24 protein-coding genes are annotated in these 24,954 nt (G+C 66.6%); 14 read left to right on the forward strand and 10 right to left on the reverse strand.

Annotated elements, in window-relative coordinates; genetic code table 11:
• Window positions 1-87: 87 nt before the first annotated feature.
• From BST42_RS11840 to BST42_RS11855, 4 genes are all read right to left on the reverse strand, one after another.
• A complete protein-coding gene (locus BST42_RS11840) occupies window positions 88-1,506 on the reverse strand; it encodes an aspartate aminotransferase family protein (protein WP_083118754.1) in 1,419 nt (472 codons plus the stop codon).
• A gap of 110 nt (window positions 1,507-1,616) precedes the next feature.
• Window positions 1,617-2,216: a TetR/AcrR family transcriptional regulator gene (locus BST42_RS11845; protein WP_083118755.1), complete on the reverse strand. Its 600-nt coding sequence runs from the start codon at window positions 2,214-2,216 to the stop codon at window positions 1,617-1,619.
• Window positions 2,217-2,272: 56 nt separating this feature from the next.
• Window positions 2,273-3,868, reverse strand: a complete 1,596-nt coding sequence (locus tag BST42_RS11850) for a GMC family oxidoreductase (RefSeq protein WP_083118756.1) — start codon at window positions 3,866-3,868, stop codon at window positions 2,273-2,275.
• The gene (locus BST42_RS11855) at window positions 3,865-5,268 is read right to left on the reverse strand and encodes a purine-cytosine permease family protein (RefSeq protein WP_083118757.1); all 1,404 of its coding nucleotides are present in this window, start codon (window positions 5,266-5,268) and stop codon (window positions 3,865-3,867) included. The genes BST42_RS11850 and BST42_RS11855 overlap by 4 nt, the downstream gene beginning before the upstream one ends.
• A gap of 143 nt (window positions 5,269-5,411) precedes the next feature.
• On the opposite strand from BST42_RS11855, the gene BST42_RS11860 reads away from it, so the two are divergent.
• Window positions 5,412-7,097 (forward strand): amidohydrolase, encoded by a 1,686-nt coding sequence (locus BST42_RS11860; RefSeq protein ID WP_237159367.1) that lies wholly within the window; start codon window positions 5,412-5,414, stop codon window positions 7,095-7,097.
• A gap of 84 nt (window positions 7,098-7,181) precedes the next feature.
• Window positions 7,182-7,586 (forward strand): nitroreductase family deazaflavin-dependent oxidoreductase, encoded by a 405-nt coding sequence (locus tag BST42_RS11865; RefSeq protein ID WP_083118897.1) that lies wholly within the window; start codon window positions 7,182-7,184, stop codon window positions 7,584-7,586.
• 1 nt (window position 7,587) lies between these two features.
• Here BST42_RS11865 and BST42_RS11870 read toward each other — a convergent pair whose 3' ends face one another.
• Both BST42_RS11870 and BST42_RS11875 read right to left on the reverse strand, forming a co-directional pair.
• A complete protein-coding gene (locus BST42_RS11870; protein ID WP_083118758.1) occupies window positions 7,588-8,493 on the reverse strand; it encodes an SDR family oxidoreductase in 906 nt (301 codons plus the stop codon).
• Between the two features lie 13 nt (window positions 8,494-8,506).
• Complete coding sequence (locus BST42_RS11875; protein WP_083118759.1) at window positions 8,507-9,286, reverse strand: SDR family oxidoreductase; 780 nt, start codon at window positions 9,284-9,286, stop codon at window positions 8,507-8,509.
• Between the two features lie 68 nt (window positions 9,287-9,354).
• Here BST42_RS11875 and echA20 point away from each other — a divergent pair, with 68 nt between their 5' ends.
• Genes echA20 through BST42_RS11910 form a run of 7 tightly spaced genes read left to right on the forward strand, consistent with a single transcriptional unit; the run spans window position 9,355 to window position 15,389 of the window.
• Entirely contained in the window at window positions 9,355-10,113 is a 759-nt protein-coding gene (gene echA20, locus BST42_RS11880) for a (7aS)-7a-methyl-1,5-dioxo-2,3,5,6,7,7a-hexahydro-1H-indene-carboxyl-CoA hydrolase (protein WP_083118760.1), read from the forward strand.
• Window positions 10,110-10,997: a cholesterol ring-cleaving hydrolase subunit IpdA gene (gene ipdA / locus BST42_RS11885; RefSeq protein ID WP_083118761.1), complete on the forward strand. Its 888-nt coding sequence runs from the start codon at window positions 10,110-10,112 to the stop codon at window positions 10,995-10,997. The genes echA20 and ipdA overlap by 4 nt, the downstream gene beginning before the upstream one ends.
• Window positions 10,994-11,740: a cholesterol ring-cleaving hydrolase subunit IpdB gene (gene ipdB / locus BST42_RS11890; RefSeq protein WP_083118762.1), complete on the forward strand. Its 747-nt coding sequence runs from the start codon at window positions 10,994-10,996 to the stop codon at window positions 11,738-11,740. Before ipdA ends, ipdB begins: the two co-directional genes overlap by 4 nt.
• Window positions 11,741-11,746: 6 nt before the next feature.
• Window positions 11,747-12,811 carry a (3aS,4S,5R,7aS)-5-hydroxy-7a-methyl-1-oxo-octahydro-1H-indene-4-carboxyl-CoA dehydrogenase gene (gene ipdC, locus BST42_RS11895; protein ID WP_083118763.1) on the forward strand — a complete coding sequence of 355 codons (1,065 nt, stop codon included), beginning with the start codon at window positions 11,747-11,749 and terminating at the stop codon, window positions 12,809-12,811.
• A gap of 43 nt (window positions 12,812-12,854) precedes the next feature.
• Window positions 12,855-13,496 (forward strand): SatD family protein, encoded by a 642-nt coding sequence (locus tag BST42_RS11900; RefSeq protein ID WP_083118764.1) that lies wholly within the window; start codon window positions 12,855-12,857, stop codon window positions 13,494-13,496.
• Complete coding sequence (locus BST42_RS11905; RefSeq protein WP_083118765.1) at window positions 13,493-14,230, forward strand: hypothetical protein; 738 nt, start codon at window positions 13,493-13,495, stop codon at window positions 14,228-14,230. Before BST42_RS11900 ends, BST42_RS11905 begins: the two co-directional genes overlap by 4 nt.
• A gap of 46 nt (window positions 14,231-14,276) precedes the next feature.
• On the forward strand, window positions 14,277-15,389 hold the full coding sequence (locus BST42_RS11910) for an NDMA-dependent alcohol dehydrogenase (protein WP_083118766.1): 1,113 nt from the start codon (window positions 14,277-14,279) through the stop codon (window positions 15,387-15,389).
• A gap of 21 nt (window positions 15,390-15,410) precedes the next feature.
• On the opposite strand, the gene fadA6 is transcribed toward BST42_RS11910, so the two are convergent.
• From fadA6 to ipdE1, 4 genes are read right to left on the reverse strand one after another with little or no spacing between them, the layout of a single operon-like run.
• Complete coding sequence (gene fadA6 / locus BST42_RS11915; RefSeq protein WP_083118767.1) at window positions 15,411-16,568, reverse strand: steroid 3-ketoacyl-CoA thiolase FadA6; 1,158 nt, start codon at window positions 16,566-16,568, stop codon at window positions 15,411-15,413.
• Window positions 16,569-16,578: 10 nt separating this feature from the next.
• The gene (kstR2, locus tag BST42_RS11920) at window positions 16,579-17,169 is read right to left on the reverse strand and encodes a TetR family transcriptional regulator KstR2 (RefSeq protein WP_083118768.1); all 591 of its coding nucleotides are present in this window, start codon (window positions 17,167-17,169) and stop codon (window positions 16,579-16,581) included.
• Window positions 17,166-17,957, reverse strand: coding sequence for a (5R,7aS)-5-hydroxy-7a-methyl-1-oxo-2,3,5,6,7,7a-hexahydro-1H-indene-carboxyl-CoA reductase (ipdF, locus tag BST42_RS11925; protein WP_083118769.1), 792 nt, complete (start codon window positions 17,955-17,957; stop codon window positions 17,166-17,168). Before ipdF ends, kstR2 begins: the two co-directional genes overlap by 4 nt.
• Window positions 17,957-19,111 (reverse strand): acyl-CoA dehydrogenase IpdE1, encoded by a 1,155-nt coding sequence (ipdE1, locus tag BST42_RS11930; RefSeq protein WP_083118770.1) that lies wholly within the window; start codon window positions 19,109-19,111, stop codon window positions 17,957-17,959. Before ipdE1 ends, ipdF begins: the two co-directional genes overlap by 1 nt.
• A gap of 79 nt (window positions 19,112-19,190) precedes the next feature.
• On the opposite strand from ipdE1, the gene fadD3 reads away from it, so the two are divergent.
• Genes fadD3 through BST42_RS11955 form a run of 5 tightly spaced genes read left to right on the forward strand, consistent with a single transcriptional unit; the run spans window position 19,191 to window position 24,942 of the window.
• The gene (gene fadD3 / locus BST42_RS11935; RefSeq protein ID WP_083118771.1) at window positions 19,191-20,732 is read left to right on the forward strand and encodes a 3-((3aS,4S,7aS)-7a-methyl-1,5-dioxo-octahydro-1H-inden-4-yl)propanoate--CoA ligase FadD3; all 1,542 of its coding nucleotides are present in this window, start codon (window positions 19,191-19,193) and stop codon (window positions 20,730-20,732) included.
• The gene (locus BST42_RS11940; RefSeq protein ID WP_083118772.1) at window positions 20,732-21,877 is read left to right on the forward strand and encodes an acyl-CoA dehydrogenase family protein; all 1,146 of its coding nucleotides are present in this window, start codon (window positions 20,732-20,734) and stop codon (window positions 21,875-21,877) included. Before fadD3 ends, BST42_RS11940 begins: the two co-directional genes overlap by 1 nt.
• Window positions 21,874-22,827 carry an acyl-CoA dehydrogenase family protein gene (locus tag BST42_RS11945; RefSeq protein WP_083118773.1) on the forward strand — a complete coding sequence of 318 codons (954 nt, stop codon included), beginning with the start codon at window positions 21,874-21,876 and terminating at the stop codon, window positions 22,825-22,827. Before BST42_RS11940 ends, BST42_RS11945 begins: the two co-directional genes overlap by 4 nt.
• Complete coding sequence (gene ipdE2 / locus BST42_RS11950; RefSeq protein ID WP_083118774.1) at window positions 22,824-23,771, forward strand: acyl-CoA dehydrogenase IpdE2; 948 nt, start codon at window positions 22,824-22,826, stop codon at window positions 23,769-23,771. The genes BST42_RS11945 and ipdE2 overlap by 4 nt, the downstream gene beginning before the upstream one ends.
• A gap of 10 nt (window positions 23,772-23,781) precedes the next feature.
• Complete coding sequence (locus tag BST42_RS11955; RefSeq protein ID WP_083118775.1) at window positions 23,782-24,942, forward strand: pyridoxal phosphate-dependent aminotransferase; 1,161 nt, start codon at window positions 23,782-23,784, stop codon at window positions 24,940-24,942.
• Window positions 24,943-24,954: the final 12 nt, after the last annotated feature.

The following is a 24,954-nucleotide window of genomic DNA, read 5'->3' on the forward strand; positions in this document are numbered from 1 at the left end:
GAAATCGCATAAATCGATGTAGCACAACTGTTTTCGCGAACGACGAAGTGCCCGAAGCCGATGACTCCGGGCACCTGGCGCGAGCGTCTACCGCACGGATCCGGCCAGTTCGTCGAGGAGCCGGCGCATCCGCGCGACCAGCTCGTCGATGTCGGCCCGGTCGAACACCAGCGGTGGGGAGAACTGGACCAAAGGTGCGCCCTCGTGATCCACCGCGGCGCGGCAGAGGATTCCAGCCTTCAGCAGCGCCGGCTGAAGCATGTCGTAGACGAAGTCGTTGGCTGCCGTCTCGGCCTCCCACGTCCGCCGCTGCTTGTCGGTCACCAATTCCAATGAGTAGTGGTAGCCAAGACCTCGAACGTCGCCGACGAGCTGCTGGTCGCGTAGCGTGTCCAGCTGTGCGCTGAAGTAGTCCTGGTTGCGCCGGACGTTTCCGAGTACGTCCTCACGCTCCATCACCGCGATGTTCGCCAGTCCGGCCGCACAGGCGACGGGATGACCGCCGAACGTCAAGCCGTGCAGAAACATTCCGTCTGGGCCGTTGTTGACCGCGTCCAGAATCTCACTCTTGGTGATCATGCCGCCGAGGGGCACGTGCGCTGACGACACGCCCTTGGCGAAGGTGATGATGTCGGGCGCGACATCGAACCGTGTCGAACCGAACCACTCCCCGAGCCTGCCGAATCCACAGATCACCTCATCGGCGACCAGGACGATGCCGTACCGATCGCAGATCTCGCGCACGCCTTCGTGGTACCCCGCCGGAGGCACCAGCGAGCCCCCTGCGTTCTGCAGCGGCTCCAGGAAGATTCCCGCCACGGTGTCCGGGCCCTCCTGCACAATCAGTGACTCCATCTCGCTCAGCAGCAGACCGGTGAACTGCTCTTCGGTCTCCCCTGCCGGCCGCCTGTAGCGCTTGCTGTTCGAGATGTGCCGAGACCCGTACATCAGCGGCTCGAACTGTTTGCGCAGATTGGTCATCCCATTGAGTGACAGTGCCGCGTAGGACGTTCCGTGGTAGGCCGAGCGGCGGGAGAGGAACTTGATTCGGGTGTACTCACCGCGCGCCTGGTGATACTGGCGGATGAGTTTGACCGCGGCTTCGTTGGACTCACCGCCGCCGGAGGTGAAGTACACGCGGTCCAGCCCGGGCGGCGCCAACTCGGCGATCTTGGCGGCCAACTTCACCGCAGGCGGGTGCGCGGCGTTCCAGTTGGTGTAGTAGGGCAGCTCGGCCATCTGGGCGCGAACGGCGTCGCCGATCTCCGCGCCGAAGCTGTAACCGACGTTGACGCAGAACAATCCGGCCAGCGCGTCGATATATTCACACCCGTCGGCATCCCACAGACGACTTCCCGCTCCCCGGACCATCACCGGCGGTGGCGCACCCGTGTACGCCGAACCCGCGGTGAAACTCATGACGAGGTGCCGCTGGGCCAATCTTCCCAAGTCGGTCGCCTCGGCGGCGTGAACCGAAGTGCTGGGGCTCTCGATCGTGTCGGTCATGTGGTGCTGTCCTCTCACCGGGCGTTCGTATCGGATCGCTCACATTCTTTGCGCTATACCGCAAAGAATGCTCCTTGGAGAAGTTCACGTCAAGTGGGACAGCGGGTTTCTCAGATATCGATTCCAGTGGCCGAGCGCGCATAACTGCGCAGCAAGGCCGCGGCGGCGCCGGCATCCAACGACGAGTTGCCCCCGTTGATATACATGCCGAAGGCGTCCTCGAGTGCGACAAAGTTCTGTGCGATCGCGAGCACCGACTCCGAGAGCACGAAATCTTCTGTCTTCAGGCCAGATTCGAGAACAGAGACGTAGAGCGAGACCTCCCGCTCGAACAGCAGAGTCATGAGCGCGCCATGAGTGGGTTCACGTCCGGCGTTGACCGAGAACTCGTACAAGGCTCGGCTGAGCATGTCACCGTCGCCCGCGGGCAGGCCCGATTCGATCAGGTTGACGAGCTGGTCGACCGGACTGTCGAGCTTGCTGATCGCCTCCAGCCGTTGCCAGTAGTACCGGTCAACGGCGCTGCGGTACACCTCGTCGATGAGATCGTCGATCTCGGGGTAGTAGTAAGCCACCAGTCGTGGCGATATCCCCGCGACCTCGGCAATGTCCTTGGCACGCACGGCACCCAGCCCACGGTCGGCGATGACCTCGATCGCCGCGGCCACCAATTGGCTGCGTCGGGCGTCCTGGTTGCGCACTCGCGCCACAGCCTGCTCCTACCCGTCCCGAGGTGTCCGCCAAGGGTACGGTACGCCGCCACTCTCTATCGGTCTGCCGGCGTTATCTGCGGGTCATCGCACGGGATGTGCGGCACCGTCACCGCCTTACGATTGTCCTCGGCGATGAGGTCGCTGGCACGTTCGGCAACCACCATGATCGTCCCCACCGGATTGACCGAGGGGATCGTCGGGAGTACCGACGCGTCGACAACCCGTAACCCGCGCACCCCGCGAACGCGCAACCGCGAATCACACACCGCCAGTGGATCTTCGGACGCACCCATCCGGCACGTGCCGGACACGTGGTAGACGGTCTGGTGCGTGGCGCGCAGCGCGGGCGAAAGCTCCTCGTCCTCGGTGAGATCCGCCCCTGGAAACACTTCGGCACCGATCCACTCCGACATCGGCGCGGTCGCCGCGATGCGCCGCGCGAGCCTGATTCCGGCGATCAAGGCCGCTTCGTCGGCGCCGCCGGCGTCGGTGAAGTAGCCGTAGTCGATCTCGGGCGGTGCCGCCGGATCCGGCGTGCTGATCCACACCCGGCCGCGGCTGACCGGCTTCGCGACGTTGGGCGCCAACGCCACGATCCGATCGGGCAGTTCGACACCGTAGGTGACAGCGTGGTCGGCGACGGCCTCCACCGGAAAGTGCATGAGAACGTCGGGCCGCGCGGGGCCATCGCTGCGCAGCCGCACCGCGGCACCGGCGTCCCAGCCGGTGGCACAGGTGTCGGGGATATCGCGCCGGGCCTCCCAGACGATGAGGCCCTCGGCATGATCCATCAGGTTCTCCCCGACACCGGGGCTGTCCACGACAGTCGTCACACCCGCAGCGGCCAAAACGTCTTGTGGCCCGATCCCGGAGAGCTGCAACAACTTCGGCGAGTCGATAGCGCCGCAGCACAGGATCACCTCGCATGAGGCGCGAATATCGTGCTCGGTTCCGTCATCGTCGAGAGCCAGCACACCTACCGCGACCCCGTCCTCGAGCAGGATGCGCACCGCGCGCATTCCGTGCCGAACAGTGAGGTTGTCGCGCACGCCGATGATGTCGTGGAGGTAGTGCACCGATGTCGACGACCGCAGATGAGTTTGCGGCGTGTAGCCGATCTCGAAGAAGCCCGCTCCCACGCCGGTGCGGGCGAAGTCGGGATCGCTGTTCCAGTTCGATCGCCGTGGCAGATCGAGGGCGGTCACCGCGGACGCGACGACGTCGGCAAGGTAGCGATTCTGATCTTGCTCGGGTATCGGAACGATCGGCGTCGCGAGTCTGTCGAAGCAGGCGTCGACGGTGTCAGAGTCCCAGCCCTCGACACCGAGCGCCGCCCACTCCTGCAGATCGGCGGCCAGCGGTCGCCAGCTGATCATGGTGTTGGCCGTGGAGCATCCACCCAGGATGCGCATCCGCGCCTGGCGGATGTTGGAGTTACCCCGCTGTTGCGCAATGCTGCGGTAGTCGAGGTCGTACTCGCTCTCCACCATCTCCGGCCACCGGCGGATGTCCAGCGCACGGGGTTCGCCTGCGTCCGAAGGCCCCGGCTCGATGAGAGTGACCCGGACGTCGGGATTCTCCGAAAGGCGCGCGGCGACAATGCATCCTGCGGTGCCACCCCCGACGACCAGGAACTCGCAGTCACTCACGCGACGCTCGGTGCCGCACCGGTGACGGTTGCCGCGGAAACCCGCGGCCGCATCAGCACGTAGTACAGCGGGCAGATGACCGCCAGGCCGACGATCCACGAGATATCCACCTTGCCGATGGCCTCGGCGGCGAACCCGGTGAACAACGTCGTGGACAGGAACGGGATCTGCACCAGGATGCCGGCGAAGTAGCAGCCGATGGCTACCCAGTTGAAGCGGCCGTATATGCCGCCGTCACGCTCGAAGAGCGCGTCGATGTCGTAGTGGCCGTGGCGCAACAGGTAGTAGTCGACCAGGTTCACCGCCGTCCACGGAATCAGCACACACAACAGCAGTGCCAGGAAGTTGGCGTAGTTGGCCAGGAAGTCGTCTGCGCTGACCAGTGCCGGGATCAACGTGAGCACGAAGAGCACGATCGCGACGGCGGCGCGACTGCCGGCTTGAGGATTCCACCGCGGGACGATGTTCTGCCCGATCGTGATTGTCGACAGCGTTCCGCAGTACAGGTTCATCGCGTTGGTGGCGGTGATGCCGATCGCGAAGATCGCGAACACCCCGGTCGTGACACCGTGGGTCAATGTCGAGAGTCCATCGAGTGTCTCGTCGTTGGGCAGCGCGGCACCCACCAGCACACCGAGCAGCATCGGTAGCACCGAGCCGAGCACGCACCCCGAGTAGGTGCCCCAGAACGCGGCGCGCTGACCGGTGTCCTTGGGCATGTACCGGGTGTAGTCGGAAACGTATGGGGCGTAAGCGATCTGCCACAGAGCGGCCACCGAGAGCGTGGCCATGAAGCCGGCCCAGGTGAAACCGTCGGTATGCCAGGTGCCGGCAGGAACGCCGTTGACACCGACAATCCACACGAAAGCGACGACGAGCGCACCGCCGGCCACTACCGACAACACCGCTGTCACCCGGTGGATCAGCCGGTAGCCCACGATGGTGGCAGCCACGCTGATCAATCCGATGATCACGATGGACCAGTTGGTGGGGATGCCGGTCACGTGCGAAAGGGCCTGTCCGCCCAGGACCGCGTTGGAGGCGAAGAACCCCAGATACATGAACACCACCAGAACCACGACCAGCAGGCTGCCGTACGACCCGAACTGGGCGCGGGTCTGCAGCATCTGGGGTACTCCCATCTGCGGTCCCTGCGCGGCGTGCAGTGCCATCACGACGGCGCCGACCACGTTGCCGAGTATCACCGCGACCGCGCCGGCCCACCACGGCAGACCGAAGACCGTGGTGGACAGCGCCCCGGTGATGATCGTCAGCAGCATGATGTTGGAGCCGAACCACACCGTGAACAGATCACGCGCGCGGCCATGGCGTTCGTCCACCGGAACGTGGTCGATCGTCCGGCGTTCGACGGATTCCGGTCTGGAACTGGGTGCGGTCATGGACACCGGCCTTCACATACGACGTTTTCTCGCGGATGAGACCGCGACCACTTTCAGTATTCGGCCAGGACTGAAACGGATAAATCACAAAGAACTGGACTGCTAGATCTGTTTCATCGATGTAGGGCAGCGGGAAGTCCGCGTTGACCGCGCCGCGGGAGCGGCGTGACGATCTCCCGGTGCGCGCCGACTACCTTTTCACCAACGCCTCGGTCTTCTGTCCCGCCGGTGACGGCCCCTCCGACAGTGTCGCGGTGCATGACGGTCGGGTAGTCGCCGTCGGACGCGGTGTCGATCGCGACTTGATCGGCGCGGGCACCCAGATCGTCGACCTCGGCGGTGCGACCCTGCTGCCCGGTTTCATCGATGCCCACGTCCATCCCGTCGCCGCCGGAATGCAGGCTCTCCGTTGCGATCTGTCCACGCTTGCGCACGACCGGGCCGGCTATCGCGCGGCGCTAGCCGATTACGCGGCAGCCCATCCCGAGGATCACGTGATCGCGGGGAGCGGGTGGTACGGCGACGCGTTCGACGGTGGTTTCCCCACCGCCGCCGATATCGACGATGTGGTCGCCGACCGCCCGGTCGTGCTGTCGAGCCACGACGGCCACGGCGTCTGGGTCAACAGCCGCGCGCTGGCCCTTGCCGGGGTCGACGCCGCCACCCCTGACCCGCCAGGGGGACGCATCGTGCGAGACCACGACGGGAGGCCCACGGGAATGCTCGTCGAAAGCGCCGCCGATCCGCTCAACCGCCTCATCCCGCAGGTCACGCCGGAGTTCCTCCGCCGAGCTCTGCTCGAGGCGCAGCGACGGCTGCACGCCGTCGGCGTCACGAGCTGGCAGGACGCAGGCGTCGGCATTCCTGCCTTCGGCCTCACCGATATTCTCGCGACCTACCTCGACGCCGATGCCGCCGGCGAGCTGAGGTCACGGGTGGTCGGGGCGCTGTGGTGGACGGCCGAGGCGGGGCTGGCCCAGATGGACGAGCTTCTGGCCCGCCGCGCCGCGGCCGGGCAAGGCCGGTTCAGCGCCACGACCGTCAAAGTGATGCAGGACGGTATCTGCGAGAACTGCACGGCGGCGATGCTTGCGCCCTATCAGGGCGGCGCCTACGGCAGTGCACCGACCGGAATGTCGTTCATCGACGCGAGCGAGCTCACCGAGATCACGACTCGTCTTGCCGCCGAACGCTTTCAGATCCACATGCATGCCGTCGGCGACCGCGCCGTCCGCGAGTGTCTCGACGCGCTGGAAGCTGCCGTCCGGTCTGCACCCGAGTTCGACGGGCGACACCAGATCGCCCACCTCGACGTCGTCGACCCGAGCGACATCCCGCGATTCGGTGCGCTCGGCGTGATCGCAAACATCCAGGCATTGTGGGCGCGTCGAGACACCGAGATCGTCGAGCGCAAGCTGCCGCTGCTGGGCCCGGACCGCGCGCGGTGGCACTTCCCGTTCGGATCGTTGCAGCGGCATGGTGCGCGCCTGGCGATGGGCAGCGACTGGCCGGTGACCGACCCGAATCCGTTGTGGGCCATCCACACCGCCGTGCATCGCACAGGTACCGGCGCCGACCCGCACGCGGTCGGCGCGGACGTGTTCGACACTCCGCTGCAGGCGCAGGAGGCCATCGGATTGCGTACCGCCCTGACGGCGTACACCGCCGGCTCGGCGTACGCCAACCATGACTCGCAGCGCGGCATCATCGCAGTCGGCAAGGTCGCCGACCTGGTCGCACTCGACGGCGACGTCTTCGGCGCCGAGGACATCGGCACCGTGCAGGTGGCGCTGACCATGGTCGGCGGCGAGGTCGTCTACCGGCGGTGATTCACATTCGTCGATCGCGGGCATTTCACTGTCGTGACCGACCAGTCCCACACCATCCGCAACTCGAGCGTGCTGGCGAAAGCCATGAAGTACTTCGCCCGCGCCCACATCACGGTGTATCGCCGCACCAACGGCAAGCTGGGCGCGAAACTGCTGTGGTTCCCCGCCGCGCTGCTGACAACCACCGGCCGCAAGTCGGGCCAGCCGCGCACCACCGCCACGCTTTATCTGCAGGACGGGGAACGCATCGTGCTCCCCGCCTCGTACGGCGGCCGGAACTCCAACCCCGCGTGGTACCTGAACCTCAAAGCCAACCCGAAGGTCCGGGTCCAGGTGCGTGCTCACGTCCGGGACATGACCGCACGGGACGCGACCGATGACGAGCGCCGGGTGTACTGGCGCCAGCTGACGCGAATCTACCCGCCCTACAAGGGATATCAGGACGCCGCGGATCGGCGCATCCCGCTGGTGGTGTGCGAGCCGCTGTGAGCTACGCGCCGAAGACCGGCAGCGGCATGCGCGACTTGGCGATCAGGTCGCTGACCACCGGGCCGAGCTCGGCGGGATCCCAGCGGGCGCCCTTGTCGATGGTCCCGCCGCGGTTCCAGCCCTCGGCCACCCGGATGATGCCGCCCTCGACCTCGAACACCTGGCCGGTGACGTCCTTGGACTCCACACTGCCGAGCCAGACCACCAGTGGCGAAACGTTCTCCGGTGCCATCGCATCGAAATCGCTGTCCTGCGTGGCCATCATGTCGGCGAACACGGTCTCGGTCATCCGGGTACGCGCCGACGGCGCGATGGCATTGACGGTGACGCCGAAGCGGCCCATCTCGGCGGCGGCGACCAACGTCAGGGCCGCGATCCCCGCCTTCGATGCGCTGTAGGTTGCCTGCCCGACGCTGCCCTGCAGGCCGGCGCCGGAGCTGGTGTTGATGATGCGGGCATCAACGGCGTTGCCCGCCTTGGACTGCGCGCGCCAGTAAGCCCCGGCGTGCTTCATCATGGCGAAGTGCCCCTTGAGGTGCACGGCGGTCACGGCGTCGAACTCGTCCTCGGTGGCGTTGACGAACATCCGGTCCCGCACGATGCCGGCGTTGTTCACCAGCACGTCGAGTCCGCCGAATGAGTCGACGGCAGTCTGGATCAGCGCCTCGGCCTGAGCCCAGTCGGCGACGTTGGATCCGTTGGCGACGGCTTCCCCACCGGCAGCGACGATTTCGTCGACGACACCCTGCGCGGCGCTTCCACCACCGGCCGGCGAGCCGTCGAGCCCGACCCCGATGTCGTTGACCACCACGCGCGCGCCTTCAGCTGCGAACGCCAGCGCGTGCGCCCGGCCGATGCCGCCGCCCGCTCCTGTCACGATGACGACACGGCCGTCGAGAAGTCCCATTTACGTTGTCTCCTTATTTGATGTCGGCAGTGGTGGTCGACAGGTAGTGCGGCGGTTCCCCGCCGCCGTGCACCTCCAGCGACGCACCGCTGATGTAGGACGCCGCCGGTGAGGCGAGAAATGCGGTGGCCCAACCGATATCCTCAGGTTTGGCCAGCCTGCCCAGCGGCACGTTCTTAGAGATCGCGGCGATCGATTCGGCGTCGCCGTAGAAGAGCTCGGATTGCTCGGTTTCGACCATGCCGACGACGACGGAGTTGACCCGGACCTTGGGCGCCCATTCCACGGCGAGCGTGGTGGTCATGTTCTCCATGCCGGCCTTGGCCGCTCCGTACGCGACGGTGCCCGGCGTCGGCCGCCGGCCGCTCACGCTGGTGATGTTGATGATCGAGCCACCGGAGTCCTGGGCCTGCATCACCGCATTGGCGTGCTGCGAGACTGACAGCGCACCAAGGAGATTGAGCTCCACGATCTTGGTGCTGAATTTCGCCGAGGCGTCGGCCGCGAGTACATAGGGTGAGCCGCCCGCGTTGTTGACGACGACGTCGAGGCGCCCGTGGTCGGCGACGATCCCGTCGATGAGAGCTTTGACGGCCTCGTCGTCGCGGATGTCGCATGCCCTGAACTCGTACGGCGACCCGTCGACCGGACGCCGCGCACACGTGATGACGGTGGCGCCCTGCGCGGCGAAGACGGCGCTGATTCCGGCGCCCACACCCCGCACACCGCCTGTCACCAGGACGACAGAGGCGCGCAATTGCAGGTTGATACCGCTGTCAGCCGCTTCGGTCACTGTGCTAGCGTACCAAGCAAGTGCTTGCTTAGGTATTCACCCCGTCAGGAAGTGGCCCAGGTATCCCGATGACCATCACCACCAGCACCGTTGAGCCGGGCATCGTCGCCGTCACGGTGAACTACCCGCCCGTCAACGCGATCCCCTCCCGCGGCTGGTTCGAGCTCGGTGACGCCATCACCGCAGCAGGCCGCGACATGAACACCCACGTGGTGATCCTTCGCGCGGAGGGCCGCGGCTTCAACGCCGGTGTCGACATCAAGGAGATGCAGAACACCGAAGGGTTCACCGCACTGATCGACGCCAACCGCGGGTGCTTCCACGCGTTCAAGGCCGTCTATGAATGCGAGGTTCCGGTGATCGCCGCCGTCAACGGATTCTGTGTCGGCGGCGGCATCGGACTTGTCGGCAACTCCGATGTGATCGTCGCCTCCGATGACGCGAAGTTCGGCCTCCCCGAAGTGGAACGCGGCGCCCTCGGTGCGGCCACCCACCTGTCGCGGCTGGTGCCCCAGCACATGATGCGCCGACTGTTCTTCACCGCCGCCACCGTGAGCGCCGAGACTCTGCATCACTTCGGGTCGGTGCACGAGGTGGTGCCCCGCGCCGACCTCGACGAGGCAGCACTGCGGGTGGCCCGCGACATCGCATCCAAGGACACCCGGGTGATCCGCGCCGCCAAGGAGGCGCTGAACTTCATCGACGTCCAACCGGTCAATGCGCGCTACCGGATGGAGCAGGGCTTCACGTTCGAACTGAACCTGGCCGGCGTCTCCGACGAGCACCGTGACGCGTTCGCCGGAACCTCGAAGGGCGAGAAGGCATGAGCGATAAGCAAACAACTCTCGACGAGGCCGTTGCCGTCGTCGAAAGCGGGATGACGATCGGCATCGGCGGCTGGGGTTCGCGGCGCAAGCCGATGGCCCTCGTGCGCGCCTTGCTGCGCACCGACGTCACCAACCTGACCGTCGTCACCTACGGCGGCCCCGACCTCGGCCTGCTCTGCTCGGCAGGCAAGGTCAAGCGCGTCTACTACGGCTTCGTGTCGTTGGACTCACCACCGTTCTACGACCCGTGGTTCGCCAAGGCCCGCACGACGGGTGCCATCGAGGCACGCGAGATGGACGAGGGCATGCTGCGCTGCGGTCTGCAGGCAGCGGCCCAGCGATTGCCGTTCCTGCCGATTCGCGCCGGGCTGGGCAGCGACGTCCGGGCATTCTGGGGCGACGAGCTCAAGACCGTCAAGTCCCCCTACCCGACCAATGGTGGTTACGAGGAACTCGTCGCGATGCCCGCGCTGAACCTCGACGTTGCGTTGGTGCACCTCAATCTCGGTGATGCACAGGGCAATGCCGCGTACACGGGCATCGACCCCTACTTCGACGATCTGTTCCTGATGTCGGCGCAGAAGCGGGTCATGTCGGTGGAGAAGGTGGTGCCGACCGACGAGCTGGTGAAATCTGTTCCGGTGCAGGCATTGCTGATCAACCGGATGATGGTCGACAGCGTGGTAGAGGCGCCCGGCGGCGCACACTTTACCACCGCAGAGCCCGACTACCGTCGCGACGAGAAGTTCCAGCGCCACTATGCAGAGGCCGCTGCATCCGATGAGACCTGGGCCGAGTTCGTCAAGACGTATCTGTCCGGCAGCGAGGCGGATTACCAAGCCGCAGTGCGCAAGTTCAAGGAAGACTTGGAGGCCTCGAAGTGATCTCCGCGACCCGCGCCGAGGTGTGCGCCGTCGCCTGTGCCGAATTGTTCCGTGACGCAGGTGAAATCATGGTCAGCCCGATGGCCAACATGGTGTCGATCGGTGCGCGGCTGGCCCGGCTGACGTTCTCCCCCGACATCCTGCTGACCGATGGTGAAGCGCGCATCCTCGCCGATACGCCGGCGATGGGTGCCACCGGAGCGATCGAAGGCTGGATGCCGTTCGGCCGCGTCTTCGAGACGCTCGCCTGGGGACGCCGCCATGTGGTGATGGGCGCCAACCAGATCGACCGCTACGGCAACCAGAACCTGTCCGCCTTCGGTCCGCTGCAGCATCCGACCCGCCAGATGTTCGGCGTACGCGGCGCGCCCGGCAACACGATCAACCACGCCACCAGCTACTGGGTTGGCAACCACTCCAAGCGGGTGTTCGGCGAGAGCGTGGACATCGTCTCCGGGATCGGCTGGGACAAGGTCGATCCCGACAATCCGGCCTATCGCTTCATGAACGTCTACCGGGTCGTGACCAACCTCGGCGTGTTCGACTTCAACGGACCCGACCATCAGATGCGGGCGGTGTCACTGCATCCCGGCGTGGAGCCCGATCAGGTCGCCGAGAACACCTCGTTCGAGGTGCACGGCCTTGGGGAGGCGGAGACGTCCCGGCTTCCCTCCGGCGAGGAGCAGAAGCTGCTGCACGAGGTCATCGACCCGAAGGCACTGAGGGACCGAGAGGTTAAGTAGCAGAGAATGACCGCACACCTGAAGACCCCGCTGACCGAACTGATCGGCATCGAACATCCCGTCGTGCAGACCGGCATGGGCTGGGTCGCCGGTGCGCGGCTGGTGTCGGCCACCTCCAACGCAGGCGGCCTCGGCATCCTGGCATCGGCCACGATGACGATCGACGAGCTGGCAACGGCTATCAAGAAGGTGAAAGCGGCCACCGACAAACCGTTTGGCGTCAACATCCGCGCCGACGGCGCCGACGCCGGCGACCGGGTCGACCTGATGATCCGGGAGGGCGTCAAGGTGGCGTCGTTCGCCCTGGCCCCCAAGCAGGAACTGATCGCGAAGCTCAAAGAGGCCGGCTCCGTGGTGATTCCGTCGGTCGGCGCGGCCAAGCATGCCCGTAAGGTGGCCGGCTGGGGTGCAGACGCGGTGATCGTGCAGGGCGGCGAGGGCGGCGGCCACACCGGCCCAGTCGCCACCACACTGCTACTCCCCTCGGTGCTCGACGCCGTCGACATTCCGGTGATCGCCGCCGGTGGTTTCTTCGACGGACGCGGTCTGGCCGCGGCGCTGTCCTACGGCGCGGCGGGTGTGGCGATGGGAACCCGGTTCCTGCTGACCTCGGATTCGACTGTGCCCGAGGAGATCAAGCAGCGTTACCTCAAGGCCGCCCTGGACGGCACCGTGGTGTCCACCCGGGTCGACGGCATGCCGCACCGGGTGCTGCGCACCGAACTCGTCGAGAAACTCGAGAGCGGCTCACCCATTCGCGGTTTCACCGCCGCCGCGCGCAATGCGGCCAAGTTCAAGAAGATGTCTCAGATGACATGGGCGGGGATGATCCGCGACGGTCTGGCGATGCGGCACGGTAAGGACCTCACCTGGTCGCAGGTGCTGATGGCCGCCAACACCCCGATGCTGCTGAAGGCCGGGCTGGTCGAAGGCAACACCGAGGCGGGTGTGCTGGCCTCCGGGCAGGTTGCCGGGATCATCGAGAATCTGCCGTCGTGCGCCGAGCTGGTCGACACCATCGTCGCCGATGCCGTCAAACACTTGCAGTCGGCCAGCTCCTACATCAAGTAAAGCTATCTGCTTCATTTTGATAAAATGAAGCTATAGTCTTCATATGACTGAAGTGAAGACTATAGCTTCATCATCTCGGGCGGCTCTGATCGGCGACGTCGTCGACTCCCGCCATGCCGCCGACCGCGCGGACCTGCATCGACGCGTGACTCACGCGCTCGGCGAAGTCGCGGTGGGCCCTCCCGCATTCACAGTCGGGGACGAATTCCAGGGCAGCTATCCGACCGTCGGAGCCGCGATCGATGCCGCGCTGACCGTGCGCCTGGCGCTCGATCCCGACATCGACGTGCGTTTCGGTATCGGCTGGGGCGAGATGACTGTGCTCGACTCCGACACCGGCATTCAGGACGGCCCCGGCTGGTGGTCGGCGCGAGAAGCCATCGAGTGGACGGCGGCCGCTCAGCAGCAACCTGCACTCGCGACGGTGCGCACCGCCTACCGCCGCCACGGCGACGCCGGGCCCGACCCCGACGCCGTCAATGCCGCCCTGTTGTGTCGGGACCACCTGCTTGGATCGATAGATGCCCGGTCGCTTCGGCTCCTGCGGGGACTGCTCGACCACAAGACGAAGAAGGAACTGGCAGCCATGGAAGGCATCAGTGCATCGGCGGTGTCCCAGCGAACCGCGCGCGATGGACTGGATCTGCTGGTGCTGGCGTCCGAGCATCTGAGGGCGATCCGGTGAGCGGTATCGCCGTCTTCCTGATCGCGGTCGGTTGTGCCGACAGCCTGCGCAGGTTGACGCGACTCCGGTGGCCGGCCGTCGCCATCGGCCCGGTCGTCGCGGTGATCACGGCCGCGCTGTGCGGACTGCTGCATCTTGGTGATCTGGTCCTCGTCGGCATCGCCGCGGCGGCCTCGGTGGCGTGGGAGCTGTCGTGCACCCGCGCCGAGCGGGCCGGAGGCCGCTGGCAAGTGGCGCCGTTGGTGTTGTTCGGCGCCGTGCTGGCGGTGCTGATCCTGCTATCCGGATTGGGTTCGCCGGTGGCAGGCCCGGCCAAGGCCTGGCTCGGGTGGGCCCCGGTGACCGCGACCGATCCGACCCGAATCATGTTGGTGGTCGGCGTGATTCTGCTGCAGCTCGTGACAGGTAATCAACTGGTCCGTCTTCTGCTGGGGTCGGTGGGCTCGGTCAAGCCCGCCGGCCAGCCGCAGCCGTCCGACAAGTTGAAGGGCGGGCGGCTATTGGGGCCGATGGAACGGTTGTTGATCGTGGGGCTGGCCCTGGCCGGGCAGCTGGCCGCCGCGACCGCGGTGGTGGCCGCCAAGAGCATCATCCGGTTTCCGGAGATCAACGCCCAGAAGGCCAGGGAGAACGGCGGAATCGGAATCGACGATGTGACCGAGTACTTTCTGGTGGGCAGTTTCGCCAGCTGGATTGTGGCGCTCGGCGGCCTCGCTCTGACCGCTCTCGGTTAGCCGAATCGTCGTCGCGGACCGGCGCCGGCGTCATACGTTGTGCACCATGAAAATGAATGCCGCCATCTTGTGGGAGTACGGGCAAGACTGGAGCGTCGAAGAGGTCGAGCTCGACCCGCCGAAGGACGGCGAGGTTCTGGTCTCGTTCGAGGCCACCGGGCTGTGCCACTCCGATCACCACATCCGCGACGGTGATCTGGTCGCACCCATTCCGCTGATCGGCGGCCACGAAGGCGCGGGCATCGTGCAGGAAGTCGGGCCCGGAGTTCGCGACCTCAAGGTCGGCGATCACATCGTGGCCGCATTCCTGCCCGCATGCGGACGCTGCCGCTGGTGTGCGACCGGCAAGTCGAACCTGTGCGACATGGGTGCCGAGATCCTCATGGGGCTGCAGCCCGACGGCACCTTCCGCCGGCATGCGCGCGGCCAAGACATCTACGCGGCAATCGGATTGGGCACGTTCGCCCCCTACGGCACCGTTCCTGAGGCGTCACTGGTCAAGATCGACGACGACATCCCGCTGACCCGGGCCTGCCTTCTCGGCTGCGGTGTCACCACCGGGTGGGGGTCGGCGGTCAACACCGCCGACGTGGCGCCGGGCGACACCGTGGTGGTGATCGGTTGCGGCGGCATCGGTAGCGGTGCCATCCAGGGCGCGCGGCTGGCAGGCGCGGAGAAGATCGTCGTGATCGACATCGTGGAAAGCAAGCGGGACAAGGCATTTCTGTTCGGCGCCACCCACTTCGCGACGTCGATCGCGGAGGGTACCGAGTTGGTTCGCGAATTGACCAAGGGCGTGATGGCCGATTCCGCGCTGCTGACGGTGGGACTGGTCGAAGGCCAGATGATCAACGACGCACTGGAACTCGTCAGCAAGGGCGGCGCCGTGGTGCTCACGGCGTTGGCGCCGATGACCGACGTGACACCGGTATTGCCGATGACGATGTTCACGCTCTTCCAGAAGCGGTTACTCGGCAGCCTCTACGGGCAGGCCAACCCGCGCGCCGACATCCCCAAGCTGCTCAGCCTGTACCGGCAGGGCAAGCTTCTGCTCGACGAGACCGTCACCCACGAGTACAAGCTGGGCGAGATCAACAACGCCTACGACGACATGCTCGCCGGCCGCAACATCCGTGGCGTGGTGCTGCACGACCACTGATGCGGCCGGCGACGAAAGTCGCTAGAGCCGTTCGATGATCGTGACGTTGGCGGTGCCGCCGCCTTCGCACATCGTCTGCAGGCCGTACCGGCCGCCGCGGCGTTCGAGCTCATTGAGCATGGTGGTGAACAGCTTGGCGCCGGTGGCGCCCAGCGGGTGGCCCAGTGCGATCGCGCCGCCGTTGGGGTTGACCTTTTCCGGGTCGGCCTTGGTCTCCTTGAGCCAGGCCATCACCACCGGCGCAAACGCCTCGTTGATCTCGACGACGTCGATGTCGTCCATCGTCAGGCCGGTCTTGTCCAGTGCGTACTTGGTCGCCGGGATCGGTCCGGTCAGCATGAACACCGGGTCGGCGCCGCGGGCGCTGATGTGGTGGATGCGGGCCCGCGGGGTCAGCTTGTGGTCCTTGACGGCCTGATCGCTGGCGAGCAGCACCGCGCTGGCGCCGTCGGAGATCTGGCTGGCCATCGCGGCGGTCAGCCGTCCACCCTCACGCAGCGTCTTGAGGCTGGCCAGCTTCTCCAGGGTCGACTCGCGTGGGCCCTCGTCGGTGCGGAACTCGCCGACCGGGATGATCTCGTTCTCGAAGTTGCCTGCCCGGATGGCGGCGAAGGCCTTGTCGTGACTGCCTTTTGAGAACTCCTCCATCTCCTCACGAGACAGGCCCCACTTCTCGGCGATCATCTCCGCGCCGCGGAACTGGGAGATCTCCTGGTCGCCGTAGCGGTGCAGCCAGTTCTCCGACTCGTTGGTCGGCGAGGTGAAGCCGAACTGCTCGGCGACGGTCATCGCCGACGAGATCGGGATGCGGCTCATGTTCTGCATGCCACCGGCCAGAATGAGGTCGGCGGTACCCGCCATGATCGCCTGGGCGCCAAAGGAAATCGCCTGCTGGCTGGAGCCGCACTGGCGGTCGACGGTCACGCCGGGAACCTCTTCGGGGAAACCGGCCGCCAGCCAGGTGTTGCGACCGATGTTGCCGGCTTGCGGGCCGATGGTGTCCAGGCAGCCGACGATCGCGTCTTCCACGGCGCCGGGGTCGACGTCGACGCGGTCGAAGATCCCGCGGAACGCCACCACGCCGAGGTCGATGGGATGGACGTGGGCCAGCGAACCGTTGCGCTTGCCGACCGCGGTGCGTACGGCGTCGATGACGTATGCCTGTGAAGCGGGGGCCATGTCGATCTCCTTACTTTGCGGCGGCTATTCCGCCGAGGACGATGGAAAGGTATTGGCGACCAACCTCTTCGGCCGTCAGCGGGCCACCTGGCTGATACCAACGCACGGAAACCCACGTGGTATCCCGGATGAATCGATACACCACGTCGACGTCGATATCGGGCCGGAAGTAACCCTGCTCGACGCCGGAATTGAGTAGGTCGAGCCACATCTTGCGCTGCTCTTTGTTGCGGGCTTCGACGAAATCGAACTGCGGCAGCGACGACAGCCGCTTGGCCTCGTCCTGGTAGATCACCACCTGCGCGTGCCGGTCTTCAATCGCCTCGAAGGACGTCATGAACAGGCCCTTGAGCCGCTCCAGCGGATTGGGCTCGGTGGCGATGATCTGCTGATAGCGGTCGAACAGCCAGTCCAGGAAGTCGCGCAGGACCTCCTCGACCATCTGCTCCTTGCTCTTGAAGTGGTGATAGAGGCTGCCGGACAGGATGCCCGCCGAGTCGGCGATGTCGCGCACGGTGGTCGCACGCAGGCCACGCTCGGCGAACATCGTCGCGGCGAGCACCAGAAGCTCGTCGCGACGACTGACCGGCTGCTCTGTCACGCGCGTTGACTCGAAACCGAAATGACTTCGCCGGTAAGGTAACTCGAATAGTCACTGGCCAGGAATGCGATGGTGGCCGCCACCTCCCACGGCTCCGCGGCGCGGCCGAACGCCTCGCCCTCGGAGAGCCGATCGAGCAGGTCGGCCGAGCTGACCTTCTCCAGGAACTTGTGCCGCGCGATGCTCGGCGAGACGGCATTGATGCGCACCCCGTATTCGACGGCCTCGATTGCACTGCACCGGGTCAGCGCCATCACGCCGGCCTTGGCGGCAGCGTAGTGCGACTGTGAATGCTGTGCCCGCCACCCCAGGACGCTGGCGTTGTTGACGATCACGCCGCCGTGGCCGGCATCCCGGAAATAGCGCAGCGCAGCGCGGGTCGCCCGCATCACCGACGTCAGCGTCACGTTGAGAACGCGGTCCCATTCCTCGTCCGTCACGTCGATGACCGGAGTCTCAGCGCCGAGCCCGGCGTTGTTCACCAGAACGTCGAGGCGACCCATCCGCGCGGTGGTGGACGCGATGAGCGCATCGACCTGGGCGGTGGACGTCACGTCACACACCACAGCTTCGACCCGACCCAGCCCCAATTCGGCCAACTGGTCCCGAGTTTCGCCGAGCCGGCGTTCGTGGTGATCGGAGACCACGACGTCGGCGCCTTCGAGCACCGCGCGCCGCGCGGTCGACGACCCGATACCGGTACCCGCCGCCGCGGTCACGACGACGACCTTGCCGGTCAGCAGGCCATGGCCCTCGATCTCCTTGGGCACGTCCGACAGTGGAGCCACTAGCCCTTCACCTCTCGAGGAAGGCCGAGCACCCGCTCGGCGATGATGTTGCGCTGGATCTCGTTGGACCCGCCGTAGATCGTGTCGGACCGCGAGAACAGGAACAGTCGCTGCCACTCGTCGAATTCACCATCGGGCAGCAACAGGCCGGAGCGGCCCTTGATGTCCATGGCCAGCTCGCCGAGATCGCGGTGCCAGTTCGCCCACAACAGTTTCGACACGTTGTCCATACCTGGCTGCTCGACGTCCATGGTCGCCAGCGCATAGGACCGCATCGTCTGCAACCCCGCCCAGGCCCGGGTCAACCGCTCGCGGATCAGCGGGTCGTCGATGGCCCCGGTGGACCTGGCCAGTTCGACGATTCCGGAAAGCTCACGCGCATAACGGATCTGCTGGCCCAGCGTGGAAACACCCCGCTCGAAAGTCAGCGTTCCCATGGCCACCCGCCAGCCGTCACCCGGCTCGCCGACGACCAGGTTGGCGTCGGTGCGGGCGTCGGTGAAGAAGACCTCGTTGAACTCCGAGTCGCCGGTCAGCTGGATGATCGGGCGGATCTCCACACCGGGTTGATCAAGCGGCACCAACAGGTACGACAGCCCGGCGTGGCGCTTGGAGCCCTTCTCGGTGCGGGCCACCACGAAGCACCACTGCGCCCAATGCGCCAGCGAGGTCCACACCTTCTGCCCATTGATATGCCACTGCTGATCCTCTGCGTCCAGGACGGCGGAAGTCGAGACGTTGGCCAGGTCACTACCGGCCCCCGGCTCCGAATAACCCTGCGACCACAGCTCGGTGACATCGAGGATCCGAGGCAGGAACCGCTGCTGCTGCTCGGCGGTGCCGTAGGCGATCAGCGTCGGCCCGAGCAGTTCCTCACCGAGGTGGTTGACCTTGTCAGGAGCGTCGGCTTTCGCGTACTCCTCGTAGAACGCAACCCGATGGGCGACCGAGAGACCGCGACCGCCGTGTTCGACCGGCCAGCCCAGGCAGGTCAGCCCCGCCGCGGCGAGATGCCGGTTCCAGGCCAGCCGTTCTTCGAAGGCTTCGTGCTCGCGTCCAGGGCCGCCGAGGCCCTTGAGCGCGGCGTATTCACCGACAAGATTGTCGGCCAGCCACTCGCGGACCTCCGCCCGGAACTCCTCGACCGTGATCACCCTTGTAGGCTAACCTACCAAGCACTTGCTTTGTTAGCCCGGGACCGATGCACCGGGTATCAAGCCATGAGGAGTCTCGATGACGAGCCAGCCGCGCACCACACCTGGGGTGCTGGACCGGATGGCCGTTGACTTCGCCGACCATGACGCGCTGATCACCGACGATCGCAGCTTCACATTCGCCGAACTGCGTGACGAAGTACGCCGGGCGGCCGCCGCGATCATCGGCCTGGGCGTGCAGGCCGGCGACAAGGTCGCAATCTGGTCGCCGAACACCTGGCACTGGGTGATCGCCTGCCTGGCGACGCAGTACGCCGGCGCGGTGATGGTCCCGCTGAATACGCGCTACACCGCTGACGAGGCATCCGACATCCTCGCCCGGACGCACGCGCCGCTGCTGTTCGGCATGGGCCGGTTCCTGGGCGCCGATCGGGTTGGCGATCTCGACCGCGCCGCACTGCCGGACCTGCGGCACGTCGTGCGCATCCCGATCGACGAGTCCGACGGCACCTGGGACGAGTTCCTCGCGGGCCCTGCTGCTCCGCTCTCGGAGGTCGACGCCCGGGCCGCCGCGGTGCGCCCCGACGATCCGTCCGACGTCCTGTTCACCTCGGGCACCACCGGCCGCAGCAAAGGTGTGCTCTGCGCGCACCGGCAGTCACTGGCCGCGCCCGCGGCGTGGGCCGAATGCGGCCAGCTCACCAGCGCCGACCGCTACCTCTGCATCAACCCGTTCTTCCACAACTTCGGCTACAAGGCCGGCATCCTGGCCTGTCTGCAGACCGGCGCGACGCTGATCCCCCAGCTCACGTTCGACCCCGAGCAGGCCATGCGGGTGATCGCCGAGAAGCGCATCACCGTGGTGCCTGGGCCGCCGACGATCTTCCAGACGCTGCTGGACCACCCGAATCGAGGCCAGTACGACCTGAGCTCGCTGCGGTTCGCGGTGACCGGCGCGGCGACGGTGCCCGTCGTGCTGATCGAACGCATGCAGGCCGAGCTGGACTTCGACATCGTGCTGACCGCCTACGGGCTGACCGAGGCCAACGGCTTCGGCACCATGTGCCGCGCCGACGACGACGCGGTCACCGTCGCCACCACCTGCGGAAGACCGATCGCGGATTTCGAACTGCGCATCGACTCTCCCGACGCAGAAACCGGCGCGGGCGAGGTTCTGCTGCGCGGCCCGAACGTGATGCTCGGCTACCTCGACGATCCGGCGGCGACGGCGGCGGCGATCGACGCCGACGGCTGGCTGCACACCGGTGATGTCGGCACCGTCGATGCGGCAGGGAATCTGCGGATCACCGACCGGCTCAAGGACATGTACATCTGCGGCGGTTTCAACGTCTACCCCGCCGAGATCGAGCAGGTTCTGGCACGGCTCGACGGAGTCGCGGACGCCGCCGTGATCGGCGTGCCCGACGAACGCCTCGGTGAGGTCGGGCGGGCGTTCATCGTGCGCCGGTCCGGCAGCGACCTCGACGAGCAGGCCGTGATCGATTACACCCGCAAGCACCTGGCCAATTTCAAGACCCCGCGCTCGGTGGTATTCGTAGAGGCACTACCACGAAACCCCGGCGGAAAAGTGGTCAAACCCACACTGCGAGAGATGGTTTGATGGATCTGCGCTACGACGACGCTACCGAAGAGTTCCGCACCGAGGTGCGGAACTTCCTGGCGGCCAACAAGGACTCGTTCCCGACGAAGTCCTACGACAATGCCGAAGGGTTCGAGCAGCACCGCCGCTGGGACCGCATCCTGTTCGACGCCGGCCTATCGGTGGTGACCTGGCCGGAGAAGTACGGCGGCCGCGACGCCACCCTGCTGCAATGGGTGGCCTACGAGGAGGAGTACTTCCGGGCAGGCGCGCCGGGACGCGCCAGCGCCAACGGCACCTCGATGCTGGGACCCACCCTGTTCGCGCACGGCACCGAAGAACAGCTGGACCGCATCTTGCCGAAAATGGCCAGCGGCGAGGAGATCTGGGCGCAGGCCTGGTCGGAGCCGGAGTCCGGAAGCGATTTGGCGTCACTCCGGTCCACAGCCACCCAGACCGACGGCGGCTGGCTGCTCAACGGCCAGAAGATCTGGAGCAGCCGCGCGCCGTTCGGTGATCGTGCCTTCGGCCTGTTCCGGTCCGATCCGAGCGCCGAGCGCCATCGTGGGCTCACCTACTTCATGTTCGACCTGAAGGCCGAGGGTGTGACGGTGCGCCCCATCGCGCAGCTCGGCGGCGACACCGGCTTCGGAGAAGTGTTCCTGGACAACGTCTTCGTCCCAGACGCCGACGTCATCGGCGCCGTGCACGATGGCTGGCGTGCCGCGATGAGCACATCGAGCAACGAACGCGGTATGTCACTGCGCAGTCCGGCACGGTTTCTCGCACCGGCCGAGCGACTGGTCTCGGAATGGCACGATCGCGGCGCCGACCCGGCGTTCGCCGACCGGGTGGCCGATGCCTGGATCAAGGCACAGGCCTACCGGCTGCACACGTTCGGCACCGTGACCCGAGTTGCCGCCGGCGGCGAACTGGGCGCCGAGTCGTCGGTGACCAAGGTGTTCTGGTCGGATCTCGATGTCGCACTGCACCAGACGGCGCTGGATCTCCGCGGCGCCGACGCCGAGCTGACCGACTCCTGGACCGAGGGTCTGCTGTTCGCGTTGGGCGGTCCGATTTACGCCGGTACCAACGAGATTCAGCGCAACATCATCGCCGAGCGGCTGCTCGGGCTGCCCCGAGAAAGCTCAGGAGCGAAGAAATGAAATTCGCACTCGACGAACAGCAGCGGGATTTCGCCGCCAGTATCGACGCCGCACTGGGCGCCGCCGATGTGCCCGGCGCGGTCCGGGCGTGGGCGCAGGGTGACACCGCACCCGCACGCAAGGTGTGGTCGGCGCTGACCGACCTCGGCGTGACCGCCCTCGCCGTCGCCGAGAAGTACGACGGCATCGAAGCGCATCCCGTCGACCTGGTGGTCGCCCTGGAACGCCTCGGCCGCTGGAACGTTCCGGGACCGGTCACGGAATCCATTGCGGTGGCGCCGGTTCTGCTTGCTGACGACGACCGATCAGCCGCTCTGGCGGCCGGGGAACTGATCGCCACGGTGGCATTGCCGCCGTCGGTGCCCCGCGCGGTCAACGCCGACTTCGCCGGACTCACCTTATTGGCGCAGGGCGGCCAGGTCGGTGACGCCACCATCGGCGACGGGCACTCCTCCGTCGACCCCAGCCGCACCCTTTTCGACGTGACCGCGGCAGACACCCGCGACGCCGACGTGGCTCTGGCATTTGAGTACGGGGCGCTGGCGACCGCCGCGCAACTGGTCGGCGCCGCGCAGGCGATGCTGGACATGTCGGTCGAATATGCCAAGCAGCGCAGCCAATTCGGCCGCATCATCGGCAGCTACCAGGCGATCAAGCACAAGCTCGCGGACGTTCACATAGCGGTGGAACTTGCCCGACCTCTGGTCTACGGTGCGGCGCTGTCGCTTGCCGACGGATCCCCCGACGCCGCACGCGATGTCAGCGCAGCCAAGGCGGCGGCCTCGGATGCCGCGCTGCTATCGGCACGGGCATCGCTACAGACCCACGGCGCAATCGGTTTCACCTCCGAGCACGACCTGTCACTGTGGCTGCTGCGGGTGCAGGCGCTGCACTCGGCGTGGGGTGATCCCACCACCCATCGTCGTCGAGTGCTGGAGGCGCTGACATGACATCCACCGAAGAACGGCAGATGCTGCGCGATTCGGTCGCGGCACTGATCGACAAGCACGCCTCGCCGGCGGCGGTGCGCGAGGCGATGGAGTCCGAGCGCGGCTACGACGAGTCGCTATGGAGCAAGCTGTGCGAGCAGGTTGGCGTCGCCGCACTGGTGGTGCCCGAGGAACTCGGCGGCGCCGGCGGTGAATTGGCCGATGCTGCAGCGGTTCTCGAAGAGCTGGGCCACGGCCTGGTCCCCACCCCGTTGCTCGGCACGACGCTGGCCGAACTGGCGCTGCTGGCCGCCGACGAACCCGACACCGACACCCTCGAGCAACTCGCTGCGGGTGAGTCCATCGGCGCCGTGGTGTTCGACCCCGGTTACGTTGTCAACGGGGACGTCGCCGACGTGGTTGTCGGTGTCGAAGGCGGTTCACTAACCCGGTGGAGTGATGTCACCGCCGAGGCCCTCGTGACCATGGACCCGACCCGTCGACTGGCCCGCCTGTCCGCCGGCTCCACCGCCGCCATCGGCGCCGATCCCGGCCTGGCCGACACCGCGGCCATCCTGTTGGCGGCCGAGCAGATCGGCGCGGCCGCGCGCTGCCTGGAACTCACCGTCGACTACACCAAGGAACGCGTGCAGTTCGGCAGGCCCATCGGCAGCTTCCAGGCGCTCAAACACCGGATGGCCGATCTGTACGTCGCGGTGCAGTCAGCCCGTGCGGTCGTCAACGAGGCCGTCGTTGCTCCCTCGCCGACGACGGCAGCGCTGGCCCGGCTGGCGGCCACCGAGGCGTTCACCAAGGTCGCCGGCGAAGCGATCCAACTGCACGGCGGAATCGCGATCACCTGGGAGCACGACATCCAGCTGTACTTCAAGCGTGCGCACGGCAGCGCCAAGCTGCTCGGCTCGGTCGGCGACCAACTGCGTCAGCTCGAATCCGAAGTGCTTTAGCCTGAGTCAGGTGAACAACCGCGTCGCCCTGCGAGCCGGAATCCCACCGTTCTATGTGATGGACGTGTGGCTGGCCGCCGCGGAGCGCCAGCGCACCCACGGCGATCTGGTGAACCTGTCGGCAGGCCAGCCGAGCGTCGGCGCACCCGAGCCGGTGCGGGCGGCCGCCGCGGCGGCACTGGAGGCCAACCAGCTGGGCTACACCGTCGCGCTCGGTATACCGGAACTGCGGCAGGCGATCGCCGGTTCCTACGCCGACCGCTACGGCCTGGACGTCAGCGCCGACGACGTGGTGGTGACCACCGGATCGTCGGGCGGCTTCCTGCTGGCATTCCTGGCGTGCTTCGACGCCGGCGACCGGGTGGCCATCGCCAGCCCCGGCTATCCCTGCTACCGCAACATCTTGTCCGCACTTGGCTGCGAGGTGGTCGAGATGCCGTGCGGACCCGAAACCCGATTCCAGCCGACGGTGCAGATGCTGGCCGAACTCGACCCGCCGGTGCAGGGCGTGATCGTCGCCAGCCCGGCCAACCCGACCGGCACGGTGATCCCGCCCGAGGAGCTCGCGGCGATCGCCGTCTGGTGTGACCAGACCGGGGCCCGGCTGATCAGCGATGAGGTGTACCACGGGCTGCTCTACCCCGGTGCACCGGAAACGTCGTGCGCGTGGCAGACATCCCGCAATGCGGTTGTGGCGAACAGCTTTTCAAAGTACTTCGCGATGACCGGCTGGCGGCTGGGCTGGCTGCTCGTGCCCGAGGAGTTGCGTCGCGCGGTGGATTGCCTCACCGGGAACTTCACGATCTGCCCGCCCGTCCTCCCCCAGTACGCCGCGGTGGCGGCGTTCACGCCGGAGGCCATCGCCGAAGCGGAAGGCCATCTGCACCACTACGCGGCCAACCGGGAGCGGCTGCTGACCGGCCTGCGCGACATCGGCCTGACCCGGCTGGCCCCCACCGATGGGGCGTTCTACGTCTACGCCGACGTCTCGGACTACACCTCGGACTCGTTGGGGTTCTGCGAAAAACTGTTGGCCGATACCGGATTGGCGATTGCCCCGGGGGTCGACTTCGACACCGTGCGGGGCGGGTCGTTCGTCCGGCTGTCGTTCGCGGGGCCGTCGAGCGACATCGAGGAGGCGCTGCGCCGGTTGGGACAATGGCTTCGTTGACTTGTCGGTGGG

The organism is Mycolicibacterium rhodesiae (assembly GCF_002086695.1).
GTDB classification, from domain to species: Bacteria; Actinomycetota; Actinomycetes; order Mycobacteriales; family Mycobacteriaceae; genus Mycobacterium; species Mycobacterium rhodesiae.